This window comes from Serratia sp. NPDC087055 (assembly GCF_044900985.1).
Lineage (GTDB): Bacteria > Pseudomonadota > Gammaproteobacteria > Enterobacterales > Enterobacteriaceae > Serratia.
The window spans coordinates 364,962-380,717 of the sequence record NZ_JBJDOG010000002.1 but is presented as its reverse complement, the minus strand read 5'-3'; the positions used below and the strand labels follow the sequence as shown (position 1 = coordinate 380,717).

Sequence of the window (15,756 nt, the reverse complement as noted above, 5' to 3'; positions counted from 1 at the left end):
CTATTGCCCGCCATATAAAAATAAATCGGGATTAGCAGACGTTTGATACGGGTACCGCGGTGTTCTAAACCCGGTAACAAGACTTACTTAAAAAGAATCGAGCCGACAATATATGCCTTTTACACTTGGTCAACGCTGGATCAGCGACACGGAAAGCGAATTAGGACTGGGTACTGTCGTGGCGCTGGATGCGCGCATGATTACCCTGCTTTTCCCCGCAACCGGCGAAAACCGCCTCTATGCCAGAAATGACTCGCCAATCACCCGCGTGATGTTCAACCCAGGCGACACCATCAGCAACCACGAAGGCTGGGAGCTGCAGGTGGAAGAGGTCAAAGAGGATAACGGCCTGCTGACCTATATTGGCACCCGCCTGGACACCCAGGAAAGCGGTGTGGCAATGCGTGAAGTGCTGCTGGACAGTAAGCTGACCTTCAGCAAGCCGCAAGACCGCCTGTTTGCCGGCCAGATCGACCGTATGGATCGCTTCGCGCTGCGTTTCCGCGCCCGTAAATACCAGAGCGAACAGTATCGCCTGCCGTTTGCCGGTCTGCGCGGCATGCGAGCCAGCCTGATCCCTCACCAGTTGCATATTGCCTATGAAGTCGGCCAGCGCCATGCCCCACGCGTTCTGTTAGCAGATGAAGTGGGCCTGGGTAAAACCATTGAAGCCGGTATGATCATCCACCAGCAACTGCTGGCAGGCCGTGCCGAGCGCGTATTGATCGTGGTACCAGAAACGTTGCAGCACCAGTGGCTGGTCGAAATGATGCGCCGCTTCAACCTCTATTTCTCACTATTCGACGACAGCCGTTACTCAGAGGCCAAACTCGACAGCAGCAACCCGTTTGAAACCGAACAGTTGGTCATCTGCTCGCTGGACTTCGTGCGCCGTAATAAGCAGCGCCTGGAAGAACTGGCCGATGCCCAATGGGATCTGCTGGTCGTCGATGAAGCACACCACCTGGCCTGGAGCGAAGACGCACCAAGCCGCGAATACCAGGTGATTGAACAGCTGGCCGAGCATATCCCCGGCGTACTGCTGCTGACCGCAACCCCAGAACAGCTTGGCCAACAGAGCCACTTTGCGCGTTTACGCCTGTTGGATCCGAACCGTTTCCACGACTACCACGAATTCGTCGCAGAACAGCAGAAATACCGCCCGGTGGCGGATGCTGTCACCTTGCTGCTCAGTGGTGAGCGCCTGGCGGATGACAAGCTGAACCTGCTCGGCGAGCTGATCGACGAACAAGACATTGAACCGCTGTTAAAAGCCGCCAACAGCGACAGTGAAAACAGCGAGCAGGCGCGTCAGGAGCTGGTTACCATGCTGATGGACCGCCACGGTACCAGCCGCGTGCTGTTCCGTAACACCCGTAATGGGGTCAAAGGCTTCCCGCACCGTAATCTGCATCAGATCAAGCTGCCGCTGCCAACTCAGTACCAGACCGCCATTAAAGTGTCTGGCATCATGGGTGCAAAGAAAACCGTTGAGGCACGTGCACGCGACATGCTCTATCCAGAGCAAATCTATCAGGAATTTGAAGGCGAAAACGCCACCTGGTGGAACTTCGATCCGCGTGTTGAATGGTTACTGAATTACCTGGTAAGCAACCGCAACGAAAAAGTCCTGGTGATCTGCGCCAAGGCCGCCACTGCACTGCAATTGGAACAGGTGTTGCGTGAGCGAGAAGCTATCCGTGCCGCCGTGTTCCATGAAGGCTTGTCGATTATCGAGCGCGATCGCGCCGCCGCTTACTTCGCCTCAGAGGAAGACGGTGCCCAAGTGCTGCTGTGCTCGGAAATCGGCTCTGAAGGCCGTAACTTCCAGTTCGCCAGCCACCTGGTGATGTTCGATCTGCCGTTTAACCCGGACCTGCTGGAACAACGTATTGGCCGTCTGGACCGTATCGGCCAGATGCATGACATTCAAATCATGGTGCCATACCTGGAAAACACCGCTCAGGCGGTACTGGGCCGTTGGTTCCACGAAGGGCTCGATGCCTTCGAACATACCTGCCCAACCGGCCGTACCATTTATGACAGTGGTTATGAGCAACTGATCGGTTTCCTGGCGTCACCCACCGAGCAGGAAGGCCTGGATGAATTCATTCACACCTGCCGTCAGCAGCACGACCAACTGAAGGTGCAACTGGAGCAGGGCCGCGATCGCCTGCTGGAAATGCACTCCAATGGCGGCGAAAAAGCGCAGGCGTTGGCTGAAGCCATTGCCAATCAGGACAACGACGTCAACCTGGTGGGCTTTGCGCTTAACCTATTCGACATCGTCGGTATCAACCAGGACGACCGCAGCGATAACCTGATCGTCCTGACACCGTCCGATCATATGCTGGTACCTGACTTCCCGGGCTTGCCACAGGATGGCTGCACCGTCACCTTCGATCGTGAGCAAGCGCTTTCACGTGAAGATGCCCAGTTCGTCAGTTGGGAGCACCCGATTATCCGCAACGGCCTGGATCTGATCCTGTCTGGGGATACCGGTAGCTGTGCCGTTTCTCTGCTGAAAAACAAGGCGCTGCCTGTCGGCACCTTGTTGGTTGAGCTGGTGTACGTGGTTGAGGCGCAAGCGCCGAAGCACCTGCAACTGACCCGCTTCCTGCCACCGACGCCAATCCGTATGTTGATGGACCGCAAAGGTACCAATCTGGCGGCGCAGGTTGAATTCGAAAGCTTCAACCGCCAATTGAACGCAGTTAACCGTCACACCTCCAGCAAGCTGGTCAATGCCGTGCAGCAAGATGTGCATGCCATGCTGCAACAGGCAGAAAGCCTGGTTGAAGAACAGGCCCGTGCCTTGATCGAGCAAGCAAAACAGGAAGCGGATGACAAGCTAAGCACCGAGCTGGCACGTCTGGAAGCCCTGAAGGCCGTCAACCCGAACATCCGTGATGACGAAGTCGAAGCGCTGGAGTTCAACCGTAAGCAGGTGTTGGTTAACCTGAATGAAGCGGGATGGCGTTTGGACGCGATCCGTCTGGTGGTTGTCACTCACCAGTAACCTGGCGCAAGGGGGGAGCTGCGGTTCCCCTATTGTGACTTTCAGCGGAGCCAACAAGATGGAACCCTACAATCCCCCACAGGGCCCGATGCATATCCTGTATCAGGATGAGCACATTATCGTGGTCAACAAGCCGAGCGGTCTGCTGTCGGTACCCGGCCGTGCGCCGGAAAACAAAGACAGTCTGATGACACGCATTCAGGCAGACTTTCCGGCCGCCGAGTCGGTGCATCGTCTGGATATGGCAACCAGTGGCGTGATTGTGGTGGCGTTAAATAAAGCCGCTGAACGTGAGCTAAAACGCCAGTTCCGCGAGCGCGAGCCGAAAAAGTCCTATATCGCACGGGTCTGGGGTCATCTGGAGCACGATGAAGGTCTGGTGGATTTGCCGCTGATTTGCGACTGGCCTAATCGGCCGTTGCAGAAAGTGTGTTTCGAGACGGGTAAAGCAGCGCAAACGGAGTATCTTGTGCTGTCACGAGATGCCGATGGAAGCACACGCGTAAAACTCATGCCGATCACCGGTCGCTCACACCAGTTGCGCGTTCATATGCTGGCATTGGGCCACCCGATCCTCGGTGACGGTTTTTATGCCACACCAGAAGCCAAGGCCATGGCGCCACGTTTACAGTTGCATGCGCAAGAGCTGCGCATTACCCACCCTGCTTTCCAGACGCCGATGCATTTCCGCGTTGAACCGGATTTCTAACCCCATCGGACGGCGATACCCTAAACAGCAACCTTGCTCACCCCAGGAGCCTGGTCAGCCAGGTGACCGGGGGGAGCAGGCGCAGCCAACAAAGAGGCAGCTTCAAGTATGACGGGTATCGTTATTTGAAGCCTTTCTCACGCTTGATCAGGTCGTAGGCCGCCTGAATTTCCTGCGCCTTTTGCTTGGCCATTTCCATCATTTGTGGTGGTAAACCTTTCGCCACCAGCTTGTCTGGATGGTGCTCGCTCATCAGCTTGCGGTAAGCACGTTTAATGGTGGTCGCATCGTCGCTGCTGCTGACACCCAGCACTTTACAGGCGTCATCCAAAGTAGGCCCACGCTGCGCCTGCTGGTAGCCGCCCTGCGAATGCCCGCCTTGCTGACCGCCGCCAAATTGGCGCCCGCCCTCCATCATGCTGAGGAACTGATCAAACTGCGCACGCGAAATGCCCAATTCTTCAGCGATGACGTACAGCACCTGGCGCTCGTTTGGATGCAGCGAACCATCGGCAAACGCCGCCTGAATTTGAATTTCCAGAAACATCCGAATCAGGTCAAAACGGCCAAAACAGATGCTGCGGAACTGCTGCAGCGTTTCTCTCAGTGGGAACTGGCTCTGTTTACCTTCACGAAATGCCTGCTGTGCCGCGGTACGGGCTTCCCCGTGCAGTTGCAGGCGATCCATAAACAGGCTGGCGATCTGGATATCCGCCTCGGTAACACGTCCTTTCGATTTGGTCAGGTGACCCATCACCTGAAAAGTGGTGCGGAAAAACAGCGTTTGCCGCGTTTGCTGGTCGGCGAAAAAACCCCGGCTGCGCTTGTTGCTGCGCGCAGTGTCAATCATATGACCGACAATCAGCCCCAAAACTACACCCCAGAATCCCGCGCCAGCCCAAATGGCCACGATGACCCCGAGCAGTTTTCCCCAATACTGCATATACTCCTCAATTATCATGCCGAAAGCCGACTGCTCCCTTCCGTCTTAGGTAAGGGTTAAGGCGATTTTTCCCAGGATTTCGATTATCATACCTGTCATTTATCTTTGCGCCTATCGACGACGCAAGTAAACGGCCGGATTTAACACTAGCGCAACGCAGATGAGTGATATAGTCTCTGACCGTTTGCCGGACATGACGCCTCTGATGACGGAACACCAAAACCGCGTATGAAAAAAAGTTTCCCAACACTGCTGGCCACACTGATTTGGACGGCACTCTACAGTCAGCACGCGCTGGCTGACCTGGCTGAGCAATGCATGCTCGGGGTACCTGTTTATGACAAACCGCTGGTCAGCGGCGATCCGAACAGCCAACCCGTCACTATTCACGCCGATGACTCCCGCGCCGATTATCCAAAAAGCGCGCTGTTCACCGGTAACGTGAACATTGAGCAAGGCAACAGTACCCTGACTGCCAAACAGGTTGAGCTGAACCAGACGCAAAACCCAGGACAAACCGAGCCGGTACGCACCGTAACGGCGACCGGTGACGTGCACTACAGCGACAATCAGATCAAACTGAAAGGTCCGAAAGCCTGGTCTAACCTGAACAATAAAGACACCGACGTCTATGAAGGCGACTACCAGATGGTAGGCCGTCAGGGCCGTGGCGACGCCGACAAGATGAAGATGCGCGGCGCCAACCGCTACACCATTCTGGAAAACGGCACCTTTACGTCCTGCTTGCCTGGCGACGACAGCTGGAGCGTCGTCGGATCCGAAGTGATCCACGACCGCGAAGAGCAGGTCGCAGAAATCTGGAACGCGCGCTTCAAAATTGGCGGCGTGCCCGTATTCTACAGCCCTTATCTGCAATTGCCGGTGGGTGATAAACGTCGCTCCGGTTTCCTGATCCCGAATGCAAAATATGGCAGCAGCAATGGTTTTGAGTTCTTGCTGCCGTATTACTGGAACATTGCGCCGAACTTCGACGCCACCATCACACCGCACTATATGTCCCGGCGTGGTCTGCAGTTGCAGAACGAATTCCGTTATCTGGTGCAGCCTGGTTTGGGCCTGATGGAATTCGACTGGTTGCCGAACGACAAGGAATACAGCAAGGACAACCCTGACGACAGCAAGCGTTGGTTGTTCTACTGGAACCATAATGGCGTGATGGACAAGGTGTGGCGTTTCAACGTCGACTACACCAAGGTCAGCGACTCCAAATACTTTACCGATTTGGACTCTAAATACGGTTCCACCACCGACGGTTACGCGACGCAGAAATTCAGCGTCGGCTACGCCATTGATAACTGGGACGCCACCTTAAGCTCCAAACAGTTCCAGATCTACGACGATACCGACCGCAGCCAATCGGACTCTTATAAAGTTCAACCACAGTTGGACCTGAACTACTACAAGGACGATATCGGGCCGTTCGATTTCCACATTTACGGCCAGGCAGCCAAGTTCATTAGCGTTAACCCATACAGCCCTGACGCGACCCGTCTGCATATGGAACCGACGCTAAGCCTGCCGCTGACCAACGGTTGGGGCAGCCTGAACACCGAAGCCAAACTGCTGGCAACCCACTATCAGCAGGATATTCCTGACGGTTTTGCCACCAACTACAAGAACCGCACTGGCAACAACGCCCCAGGCCTGGAAGACTCGGTCAACCGCGTGCTGCCGCAGTTCAAAGTCGACGGCAAGATGGTGTTCGATCGCCCAATGAACTGGTCTGAGGGCTATACGCAAACCCTCGAACCGCGCGTACAGTATTTGTATGTGCCGTATCGTGACCAAAGCAACATCTATACCTACGACACCACGTTGCTGCAAACCGACTACTCAGGCCTGTTCCGTGACCGCACATACAGTGGCCTGGATCGCATCGCGTCACAAAACCGTGTTTCAACCGGTTTGACCTCGCGTATTTATGATGACGCGCTGGTTGAACGTTTTAATGTTTCCGTTGGTCAAATCTACTACTTCAGCCGTTCCCGTACCGGTGACCAGACTACGCGTTACGACAACAATGACGATACCGGCAGCCTGGCTTGGGCTGGCGATAGCTATTGGAAGATTGACGATCGTTGGGGTCTCCGTGGCGGTCTGCAGTACGACACGCGTCTCAATAGCATCTCATTGGGTAATGGCGTACTGGAATACCGTCAGGATTCTGAACGCGTACTGCAGTTGAACTACCGTTACGCTACGCCGGAGTATATTGAGACGGCATTGAATACCACGCAGGTTCCGGCTTATCAGGACGGTATTTCGCAAGTGGGCGTCACCGGCAGTTGGCCGATTGCCGATCGCTGGGCAGTTGTAGGGGCTTATTACTACGACACCCGTGCAAAACAATCAGCCGATCAGCTGCTCGGCGTGAAGTACAACACCTGCTGTTGGGCGGTAACCTTGGGCTATGAGCGCAAGATCACCGACTGGAATAACAGTAACAATACCAGCGTTTATGACAACAAAGTTTCATTCAACGTCGAACTGCGTGGCCTGAGCAGCGATCACAGTCTGGGCTCCGCGGAAATGTTGCGTTCCGGCATTCTGCCTTATCAGCGTGCATTTTGATGCTTTGTAACACTTTGAAAACGAGAACTTTCACCCGCATTTGCGGATTACATAATGGGAAATGTATGAAGAACTGGAGAACGCTTATTCTCGGATTGGTGGTTTGCGCCAATACCGCGTTCGCAGCACCCCAAGAAGTGGATAAAGTCGCCGCCGTCGTGGATAACGGCGTTGTGCTTGAGAGCGACGTAAACACCCTGTTGCAGTCGGTGAAACTTAATGCGCAGCAAGCCGGGCAACAATTGCCGGATGACAAGACACTGCGTCACCAAATCCTTGAACGCCTGATTATGGATAACATCCAGCTGCAGATGGCCAAGAAAATGGGCATTACCGTTTCCGATGCCGATCTGGACAAAGCCATCAGTAACATCGCTGCACAGAACAAAATGAGCATCGATCAGATGCGCAGCCGTCTGGCGTATGAAGGCTTGAACTACAACACTTACCGTTCGCAGATCCGTAAGGAAATGCTGATTTCTGAAGTGCGTAACAACGAAGTTCGCCGACGCGTCACCATCCTGCCTCAGGAAGTGGACTCACTGGCAACGCAGGTTGGCGCTCAGAACGGTAGCGATACTGAAATGAACATCAGTCACATCCTGATCCCGCTGCCGGAAAACCCGTCGCAGGCACAGGTTGACGACGCAGAAGCCTTGGCGAAAAAACTGATGGGTGAAATCAACGGCGGTGCCGACTTCGGCAAGCTGGCGATCGCCTACTCCGCGGACTCCCAGGCGCTGAAAGGCGGCAACATGGGCTGGGGCAAGCTGCAGGAAATCCCTACGCTGTTCGCTGAAAGACTGGTTAACGCCAAAAAAGGCGATGTGGTCGGCCCAATCCGTTCCGGTGTCGGCTTCCACATTCTGAAAGTGAACGATATCCGCGGCGCCAACCAGTCGGTATCCGTCACCGAGGTTCATGCACGCCATATTCTGCTGAAGCCTTCCGTGGTGCTGACCGACGATCAGGCTCGTGCAAAACTGCAAGCCGTTGCTGAAGAAATTAAGAGCGGCCGCGCCAAGTTTGCTGACGAAGCCAAACAGCTTTCTCAGGATCCAGGTTCTGCACTTCAGGGTGGTGATTTGGGCTGGGCTTCTCCAGACATCTACGATCCTGCTTTCCGCGATGCTTTAATGAAACTGAGTAAAGGCGAAATCAGCCAACCAGTGCACTCTTCCTTCGGCTGGCACCTGATTCAGTTGCTGGATACGCGTCAGGTGGATAAAACCGACGCGGCGCAGAAAGACCGTGCTTACCGCATGCTGTTCAACCGCAAGTTTGCAGAAGAAGCGCAAACCTGGATGCAGGAACAACGTGCTCAGGCTTACGTGAAGATCCTTGACGGTAATGCACAACAATAATCGCATCGTAATCACCCCCGGCGAGCCTGCCGGGGTTGGGCCGGATTTAGTGGCAGTGCTGGCACAACAGGATTGGCCTGTTGAACTGGTGGTGTGCGCGGATCCGGCCTTGTTGCTTGAGCGCGCCCGGCAGTTAAACCTGCCGTTGCAACTGCGCGACTATCAAGCTCAACAGCCTGCCCAGCCACAGCGAGCCGGTACGCTGACGGTATTACCCGTCGCGCTCGCTCATGCGGTCGTAGCAGGTGAATTGAACGTGGGCAATAGCGCCTACGTCGTAGAAACGCTGGCACGCGCCTGCGACGGCTGTCTGAATGGCGAATTCGCCGCACTGATCACCGGCCCGGTGAACAAGGGCGTGATCAATGATGCCGGTGTCTCCTTTATTGGCCATACCGAATTCTTTGCCGATCGCAGCGGCTGCGATCGTGTCGTGATGATGCTGGCAACGGAAGAGCTGCGCGTGGCGTTGGCGACCACTCACCTGCCTTTATTGGCTGTGCCTGGCGCTATCACCCAGCAAAGTCTGCATGAAGTCATCCATATTCTCGACCATGACCTGAAAACCAAATTTGGCCTTGCACAACCACAAATTTATGTCTGTGGCCTGAATCCGCATGCCGGAGAAGGTGGCCATATGGGCCGCGAAGAGATCGATACCATTATCCCGGCGCTCGACGCGCTGCGTGCTGAAGGTATCCATCTTATTGGCCCACTGCCGGCAGACACCCTGTTCCAGCCCAAGTATCTGCAACATGCCGATGCTGTGCTGGCGATGTATCACGATCAGGGTCTGCCAGTGCTAAAATACCAAGGGTTCGGCCGGGCGGTAAATATTACCCTCGGTTTGCCTTTTATCCGTACCTCGGTCGACCACGGTACCGCTTTAGAACTTGCAGGCACCGGCACCGCCGATGCAGGCAGTTTCAAAACGGCCTTGAATCTCGCCATTAAAATGATAATTAATTGTAATGAATAATAAAGTCCACCAAGGGCACTTTGCCCGCAAACGCTTTGGACAGAACTTTTTAACCGATCAGTTTGTCATCGATAGCATTGTCTCCGCCATTCATCCCATGCCGGGTGAAGCGGTGGTTGAAATCGGCCCCGGCTTGGGTGCATTGACCGAGCCGGTTGGCGCACGCATGGACCGCATGACAGTGATTGAGCTGGACCGCGATCTGGCGGCTCGCCTGGCGAATCACCCACAGCTGAAAGACAAACTGACCATCCACCAGCAAGACGCCATGACGGTAAACTTTGCCGAAATGGCCGAGCAGGCTGGCCAACCGCTGCGCGTGTTTGGTAACCTGCCGTATAACATTTCGACGCCGCTGATGTTCCACCTTTTCAGCTATACTCAGGCCATCCGCGACATGCACTTTATGTTGCAGAAAGAAGTCGTCAATCGTCTGGTTGCTGGGCCAAACAGCAAAGCCTACGGGCGTTTAACCGTAATGGCGCAGTACTACTGCAATGTCATCCCGGTGCTGGAAGTGCCACCGACCTCTTTCACCCCGGCGCCAAAAGTGGATTCCGCTGTGGTACGTCTGGTTCCGCACCTTGTGAACCCGAACCCGGTGGGTGACGTACGTATGCTAAGCCGGATTACAACTCAGGCGTTCAACCAGCGCCGGAAGACGGTCCGCAACAGCCTGGGTGATCTGTTCACGCCAGAGCAACTGACGGAATTGGGTATCGATCCGGTACTTAGAGCAGAGAATATTTCTGTGGCGCAATACTGTAAGCTGGCTAACTGGCTTTCAGCCAATCCCGCGCCGCAGCAATAAGGAGTAGTGGTCATGATTGATTCGCCCCGTGTATGTATTCAGGTACAAAGTGTCTATGTGGAATCACAATCGATACCTGAGGAAGAACGTTACGTCTTCGCTTATACCATCACCATCCGCAATTTGGGGCGTTTCAACGTGCAACTGCTTGGGCGTTACTGGTTGATTACCAACAGTAATGGCCGTCAGACTGAAGTTCAGGGTGAAGGCGTGGTTGGCGAACAACCCCTCATTCCACCTGGGGGAGAATTCCAATACACCAGCGGCGCTATCCTTGAAACGCCACTGGGTACCATGGAAGGCCATTACGAAATGGTTGATCATCAGGGTCAACCGTTCCAGACCGCTATTCCCGTGTTCCGCTTAGCTATCCCAACACTGATTCACTAATTCTATGTCGACATATCTCATCGGCGATGTTCATGGCTGTTTTGATGAACTGCAGTCGCTATTGGCCCAAGTTGCTTTCGATCCTCTGCATGACCGCCTGTGGCTGACCGGCGATTTGGTTGCCCGCGGCCCCGGCTCGTTGGACGTGCTGCGCTACGTGCGTTCACTCGGCCCTGCGGTACGTATGGTCCTGGGCAACCACGATCTGCACCTGTTGGCTGTCTATGCCGGCATCAGTCGTAATAAGCCCAAAGACCGCATCACTCAGTTGCTGGAAGCCCCTGACGCTGATGAGCTTATCAACTGGCTACGCCGCCAACCGGTGCTGCAAGTGGATGAGCAACTCAAACTGGTGATGGCACATGCCGGGATCACTCCGCAATGGGACATTGAAACGGCACAAATCTGCGCCCGTGAAGTCGAGGCCGTATTGAGCAGCGACAGCTATCCGCTGTTCCTCGACGCCATGTACGGTGATATGCCGAACAACTGGAGCCCAGAGCTGAGCGGATTGGCTCGCCTGCGGTTCAGTACCAATGCCCTGACACGCATGCGTTACTGCTTCCCGAACGGCCAGCTTGATATGATCTGCAAAGATGCGCCAGGCACAGCGCCTGCCCCGCTCAAGCCTTGGTTTGAATTACCGCGATTGGTTGATGCCGATTACACCATTATCTTTGGTCACTGGGCATCACTGGAAGGTAAGGGCACACCCGCAGGCGTTATTGGCCTTGATACCGGCTGCTGTTGGGGGGGCGATCTGACCATGCTACGTTGGGAAGACCAGCAGTACTTTACCCAACCGGCTCACCGCCGTGATTCTCAGGACAGCGTGCACCAACAGGTCGCGTCATAATTAGAGTGGGGCGGTTAAAGCCGCCCCACTGTTTTCGCCTTAAGCCCCGATAACACCACCGTCTTCACGCGTAATCATCAATACTGACGAACGCGGGCGCGGACTGTTGTTCGGGAAATGGGAATCGCCTTCTTCGCCCGGGTGCTGTACGTTGACAAACATCGTCTTGTAATCCGGAGTGAAGGTAATACCGGTCAATTCGCAGGATTTCGGGCCGACCATAAAGCGACGAATCTCACCACTGAGTGGATCCCCCACCAACATCTGGTTGTTCCCTTGCCCAGCATAGTCGCCCTTATTACTGTATTTACCGTCAGTGAGGATCCACAGGCGACCGGATTTATCAAAGCCCAAGCCATCCGGGCTATTGAAGGTATTGTCCGCAGTAATATTGGGCGTACCGCGATTCACCCCTTCCGGGTGCGCAATAGGGTTGCCGCACAATGCATAAATATCCCAGGTGAATGACGCCGCCGTGGCATCGCCACCTTCATCCCAACGGATAATCTGACCGTAGACATTATTCGGGCGCGGGTTCGCCGCGTTCAGCGGCATGCCCTCTTCGCCACGCTTACTGTTATTGGTTAACGTGCAATAGGCTCGACCATCGTGAGGATTGACCGCGATCCATTCCGGGCGGTCCATTTTGGTTGCCCCAACCTGCGCCGCCGCTTTACGGGCGAAGATCAGCACTTCAGCCTCGTCACGGAAGCCATTTTCCGGTGTCAGCCCATTCTTGCCGAACTCCAGGGCAATCCAACGCCCTGTGCCCTTCAACGGCGTACCGGCGGCATCGCCATCAAACTGCGCCACATACAGCGTGCCTTCGTCCAACAGGGTACGATTATTGGCAGGGTTAGCCACGTCAACCACACCCTTGGAAACGTATTTATAAATGTGCTCACCGCGCTCATCGTCCCCCATGTAAACAACCAGGCGGCCATCCTTTGCGACAGTAACGGCAGCATTTTCATGCTTGAAGCGCCCCAGAGCGGTGTGTTTGATCGGTGTCGACGTTGGATTCATTGGGTCGATTTCGACAATCCAACCGTGGCGGTTGAATTCGTTTGGATTTTTCGCCACATCAAAACGCTCGTCATAATCCGGCCAGTTACGCTCCGGTTCGCTCACTTTCAGCGTGTAGCGTTTCTGTTCTGCCGTCGTCTTGTAATCCGCCTGGTGAGTACCAAAATAAGTATCAAAATTCTCTTCGCAGGTCAGGTAAGTGCCCCAGGGCGTTTTCCCGTTAGCACAGTTGCCGAAGGTGCCCAACACCTTGCGTCCGCTAGGATCAGCCGCCGTCTGCAACAACGGGTGGCCGGCAGCCGGGCCGCTGAACTGCATTTCGGTATTGGCCGTGATACGGCGGTTATAGCGTGACGGACGCTCTACTTCCCAGCGTTGGCTGTCACCGTCGCGGCGCACCGCAACAATGGAAACACCATGTGCGGCTTGTGATTTACGCACGTCCTCCAGGCTGGTGGCTTTGGTGCCACCATGGGCAAAGAGATACTGCTCATTAACGTATTCGTTGTTGATGGCCATCGCGCCGTGATTGTCATCAATCGGGAAGAAACTCATGCCATCGTTGTTATCACCAAACTGCTTTTCCTGGTCGGCAGCGCTGTTGTTGCCCTGCGGGTCAAAAGCGGCAGCGCCCTCAACCAACGGTTCCCCCCAAGAGATCAGCACCTCCGCGCGATATCCCGGTGCAATCGCCACCTCATCCGCGGTTGAGGCTGCAATGCCCTTGAAGCCCAACAGCTTGTTTGGCGGTAAATCTTCTGCCAATGCGTCGGCGGATAGGGTCCAAATACCGCCGCCGAGGAAACCGGCCAGGCCAACGGCACCTGCGCTGCCCAGCAGTAACTTGCGGCGGGTGGGGTCGGTCAGGCGATCGGCATCTAATTGCTCAATTTTAGTCGTCATAGGTTTATTTCCTTTTTTAATATGGCGCCGCGATCAAGATTCACCAGAGTTGCCGGGCGCTCAGAGTTGGGCTTCATACTAATCAGGAAATGTGACGAAAATGTTACAGCTAAAAGTCAGAAAACCTTTTGCCGCAGAAACGACAAAGGACGCAATCTCTTGCGCCCTTTGGAGGATATGGTTAACACCCGGTGATTAGCGGTGTTCTAAAATCTCAAAGCAATAGCTGTGAGAATTCAGCTCGTCAGCATCGTGGAACTCACTGAACGAAGTTTCCCATTCGTCCGGCTCATAGTCCGGGAAATGGGTGTCACCACCGACTTCGGCATCGATATGCGTCAGGTACATGCGGTTGGCGCGTGGCAGGAATTGGGTATAAATACGCCCCCCCCCCATCACCATGACTTCTTCGACATCGCCAGCAGCGGCCAGTGCTTCGTCCAGTGACGTCGCCCAGGTCACCCCGGTTTCACTGCCAGGACGGCTGCTTAAAACGATATTATGGCGCCCCGGCAACGGGCGACCAATGGACTCGAAAGTTTTACGGCCCATAATAACCGGTTTATTCAGCGTGTTACGTTTAAACCACGCTAAATCTGCTGGCAGGTGCCACGGCATGGCGTTTTCCATACCAATAACGCGATCCGCCGCCAAGGCAGCGATCAGGCTGATAATCATTGTTAAACCCTGTGTAGGCAGCAAAATTGCTCACACTATACGTAAAGCCCTATCTGCCGTCGATAGGCTAATCAAGCAATATGAATATATAAGATAGCTCTTATCAGCATAACTAATACCCATATTTTCTTGCCCGTAAATCCTCAGACGCCGGGACGTTTGCGATACAACCAAAGCCCAGGCAATGACAGCCCGATCGATAACGCGCCGACGATAAAACAGGCCTTGAGAAAATTACTCATCATCGTGGCCATCAGCGCCTCGCTATAACCCAAATGCGAAATCTCAACCACTGAGATCATCGCGGTATACGCGGAGATACCGGGGAACATCGGGATCACGGCTGCCACGGTAAACACCTTTGGGTGTGCCAGCAGCCAGCGAGACCAATAAATGCCGATGATGCCAATCAAAATAGCTGCCAGCAGCGACGCCCATTCGATGTTCATTCCTGCGTGCATCATCAGCATACGGGAACCGTGGCCCACCGCGCCCAACAATGCGCAATAACGCAAGGCACGCAGCGGCACGTTGAATACCATGGCAAAGCCCAGCGCCGGCACCGCCGCCAGCAACATGTCCTGCAGTAAGGCCCAAAGCAAACTCATGACCACCCCCGCAGATCCCATAGCGCCATCGCCATCACTACACCGATACAGGTGGCCAACGTCAGCAAGCTCGCCATCGCCCAACGCGCCAAACCAGTATTAATGTGCCCCTTGAACATATCGGCGACCGCGTTAATCAGCGGGAATCCGGGCACCAGCAGCAGTACGCTGGCCGCCATCGCCACCGTGGAGGTTTGACTAAACACCGGCAATCGCAGTAGCAGGCCGGAAACCGATGTAGCGACAAACGCCGTCAGGCAAAAGTTAATCAGCGGATTCATATGACGAGCCGTCAACATTTGGCGCACAGACATCGCCAGGCCACTGGCGATAAAGGTGACTGCAAATGCTTTTTGATCACCACCGTTCAATACGCTGAAGCAGCCGCAAGACAGCGCCACCATCAACACGACCAACCAGCGTGGGTAACGCAGCGGACGGATTTTCTCGAAACGCCGGGCTACGTCATGCGCATCGGCGAGCCGATGCTCCGCCAAAATGACGATGTGTTGTACCTCGGTCACCATCTGCATATTGATGCCGCGGTCAACATTCTTGCGTGTCGTGGTCAGGCATTCACCTTTACTGAGCGTCGTCAGCACGACCGCATTGGCCGAGATCGAACTTTCCACGCTGTCCATCCCCAGCGCCATCCCCAGCCGAGTCGATAACTGCTCCACTACCGTGCTTTCAGCGCCATGTTGTAACAGCAGCAAAGCACACTGAATGCACAGCCGAGTGATTTCACGTTGTTGCCGCTGTGGCGGCGGGATGTCTGTCGTTGTCGGCTGTTGCATAATGTCCCGGGGTTCGCGCTGAGTAGACCCTCTGGCTTTCACTACTGCGGCTTGAAAGACGGCGGGCAGGAATGTTTATCA

The 15,756-nt window shown here is 54.9% G+C and carries 13 protein-coding genes; 8 read left to right on the top strand and 5 right to left on the bottom strand.

The genetic code is table 11. The annotated features are described in order from the left end of the window. Window positions 1-112: 112 nt before the first annotated feature. Window positions 113-3,019 carry an RNA polymerase-associated protein RapA gene (gene rapA, locus ACI2J2_RS15535; protein ID WP_209635024.1) on the top strand — a complete coding sequence of 969 codons (2,907 nt, stop codon included), beginning with the start codon at window positions 113-115 and terminating at the stop codon, window positions 3,017-3,019. A 58-nt stretch (window positions 3,020-3,077) separates the two neighbouring features. After that, window positions 3,078-3,728 carry a bifunctional tRNA pseudouridine(32) synthase/23S rRNA pseudouridine(746) synthase RluA gene (gene rluA, locus ACI2J2_RS15530; RefSeq protein WP_209635023.1) on the top strand — a complete coding sequence of 217 codons (651 nt, stop codon included), beginning with the start codon at window positions 3,078-3,080 and terminating at the stop codon, window positions 3,726-3,728. A 121-nt stretch (window positions 3,729-3,849) separates the two neighbouring features. Here the strand turns inward: rluA and djlA are convergent, their stop codons facing one another. Further along, window positions 3,850-4,671, bottom strand: a complete 822-nt coding sequence (gene djlA, locus ACI2J2_RS15525) for a co-chaperone DjlA (protein WP_209635021.1) — start codon at window positions 4,669-4,671, stop codon at window positions 3,850-3,852. 228 nt (window positions 4,672-4,899) lie between these two features. Here djlA and lptD point away from each other — a divergent pair, with 228 nt between their 5' ends. The 6 genes from lptD to apaH all read left to right on the top strand — a co-directional run bounded on the left by lptD (window position 4,900) and on the right by apaH (window position 11,663). After that, complete coding sequence (gene lptD / locus ACI2J2_RS15520; protein ID WP_265555796.1) at window positions 4,900-7,263, top strand: LPS assembly protein LptD; 2,364 nt, start codon at window positions 4,900-4,902, stop codon at window positions 7,261-7,263. 65 nt (window positions 7,264-7,328) lie between these two features. Beyond that, on the top strand, window positions 7,329-8,627 hold the full coding sequence (gene surA / locus ACI2J2_RS15515) for a peptidylprolyl isomerase SurA (RefSeq protein ID WP_209635017.1): 1,299 nt from the start codon (window positions 7,329-7,331) through the stop codon (window positions 8,625-8,627). Then, window positions 8,614-9,606 (top strand): 4-hydroxythreonine-4-phosphate dehydrogenase PdxA, encoded by a 993-nt coding sequence (gene pdxA / locus ACI2J2_RS15510; RefSeq protein WP_404760397.1) that lies wholly within the window; start codon window positions 8,614-8,616, stop codon window positions 9,604-9,606. The genes surA and pdxA overlap by 14 nt, the downstream gene beginning before the upstream one ends. Next, window positions 9,599-10,417, top strand: a complete 819-nt coding sequence (gene rsmA / locus ACI2J2_RS15505) for a 16S rRNA (adenine(1518)-N(6)/adenine(1519)-N(6))-dimethyltransferase RsmA (protein WP_037420728.1) — start codon at window positions 9,599-9,601, stop codon at window positions 10,415-10,417. Before pdxA ends, rsmA begins: the two co-directional genes overlap by 8 nt. A gap of 12 nt (window positions 10,418-10,429) precedes the next feature. After that, window positions 10,430-10,807 carry a Co2+/Mg2+ efflux protein ApaG gene (gene apaG / locus ACI2J2_RS15500; RefSeq protein ID WP_012005174.1) on the top strand — a complete coding sequence of 126 codons (378 nt, stop codon included), beginning with the start codon at window positions 10,430-10,432 and terminating at the stop codon, window positions 10,805-10,807. Window positions 10,808-10,811: 4 nt separating this feature from the next. After that, the gene (gene apaH, locus ACI2J2_RS15495; protein WP_209635015.1) at window positions 10,812-11,663 is read left to right on the top strand and encodes a bis(5'-nucleosyl)-tetraphosphatase (symmetrical) ApaH; all 852 of its coding nucleotides are present in this window, start codon (window positions 10,812-10,814) and stop codon (window positions 11,661-11,663) included. 39 nt (window positions 11,664-11,702) lie between these two features. Here the strand turns inward: apaH and ACI2J2_RS15490 are convergent, their stop codons facing one another. The 4 genes from ACI2J2_RS15490 to ACI2J2_RS15475 all read right to left on the bottom strand — a co-directional run bounded on the left by ACI2J2_RS15490 (window position 11,703) and on the right by ACI2J2_RS15475 (window position 15,675). Next, the gene (locus ACI2J2_RS15490) at window positions 11,703-13,592 is read right to left on the bottom strand and encodes a PhoX family protein (RefSeq protein WP_404760396.1); all 1,890 of its coding nucleotides are present in this window, start codon (window positions 13,590-13,592) and stop codon (window positions 11,703-11,705) included. 195 nt (window positions 13,593-13,787) lie between these two features. After that, window positions 13,788-14,270 (bottom strand): type 3 dihydrofolate reductase, encoded by a 483-nt coding sequence (gene folA, locus ACI2J2_RS15485; protein ID WP_037420718.1) that lies wholly within the window; start codon window positions 14,268-14,270, stop codon window positions 13,788-13,790. Window positions 14,271-14,413: 143 nt separating this feature from the next. Continuing rightward, complete coding sequence (locus tag ACI2J2_RS15480; protein WP_209635013.1) at window positions 14,414-14,878, bottom strand: threonine/serine exporter; 465 nt, start codon at window positions 14,876-14,878, stop codon at window positions 14,414-14,416. Continuing rightward, on the bottom strand, window positions 14,875-15,675 hold the full coding sequence (locus tag ACI2J2_RS15475; protein WP_209635012.1) for a threonine/serine exporter ThrE family protein: 801 nt from the start codon (window positions 15,673-15,675) through the stop codon (window positions 14,875-14,877). The genes ACI2J2_RS15480 and ACI2J2_RS15475 overlap by 4 nt, the downstream gene beginning before the upstream one ends. Window positions 15,676-15,756 lie beyond the last annotated feature (81 nt).

Coding starts and splice junctions, on each gene's coding strand:
- ACI2J2_RS15480 (WP_209635013.1), bottom strand. CDS start 14,878: ATGAGTTTGCTTTGGGCCTTACTGCAGGACATGTTGCTGGCGGCGGTG.
- apaG (WP_012005174.1), top strand. CDS start 10,430: ATGATTGATTCGCCCCGTGTATGTATTCAGGTACAAAGTGTCTATGTG.
- apaH (WP_209635015.1), top strand. CDS start 10,812: ATGTCGACATATCTCATCGGCGATGTTCATGGCTGTTTTGATGAACTG.
- rsmA (WP_037420728.1), top strand. CDS start 9,599: ATGAATAATAAAGTCCACCAAGGGCACTTTGCCCGCAAACGCTTTGGA.
- ACI2J2_RS15490 (WP_404760396.1), bottom strand. CDS start 13,592: ATGACGACTAAAATTGAGCAATTAGATGCCGATCGCCTGACCGACCCC.
- rapA (WP_209635024.1), top strand. CDS start 113: ATGCCTTTTACACTTGGTCAACGCTGGATCAGCGACACGGAAAGCGAA.
- folA (WP_037420718.1), bottom strand. CDS start 14,270: ATGATTATCAGCCTGATCGCTGCCTTGGCGGCGGATCGCGTTATTGGT.
- ACI2J2_RS15475 (WP_209635012.1), bottom strand. CDS start 15,675: ATGCAACAGCCGACAACGACAGACATCCCGCCGCCACAGCGGCAACAA.
- djlA (WP_209635021.1), bottom strand. CDS start 4,671: ATGCAGTATTGGGGAAAACTGCTCGGGGTCATCGTGGCCATTTGGGCT.
- rluA (WP_209635023.1), top strand. CDS start 3,078: ATGGAACCCTACAATCCCCCACAGGGCCCGATGCATATCCTGTATCAG.
- lptD (WP_265555796.1), top strand. CDS start 4,900: ATGAAAAAAAGTTTCCCAACACTGCTGGCCACACTGATTTGGACGGCA.
- pdxA (WP_404760397.1), top strand. CDS start 8,614: ATGCACAACAATAATCGCATCGTAATCACCCCCGGCGAGCCTGCCGGG.
- surA (WP_209635017.1), top strand. CDS start 7,329: ATGAAGAACTGGAGAACGCTTATTCTCGGATTGGTGGTTTGCGCCAAT.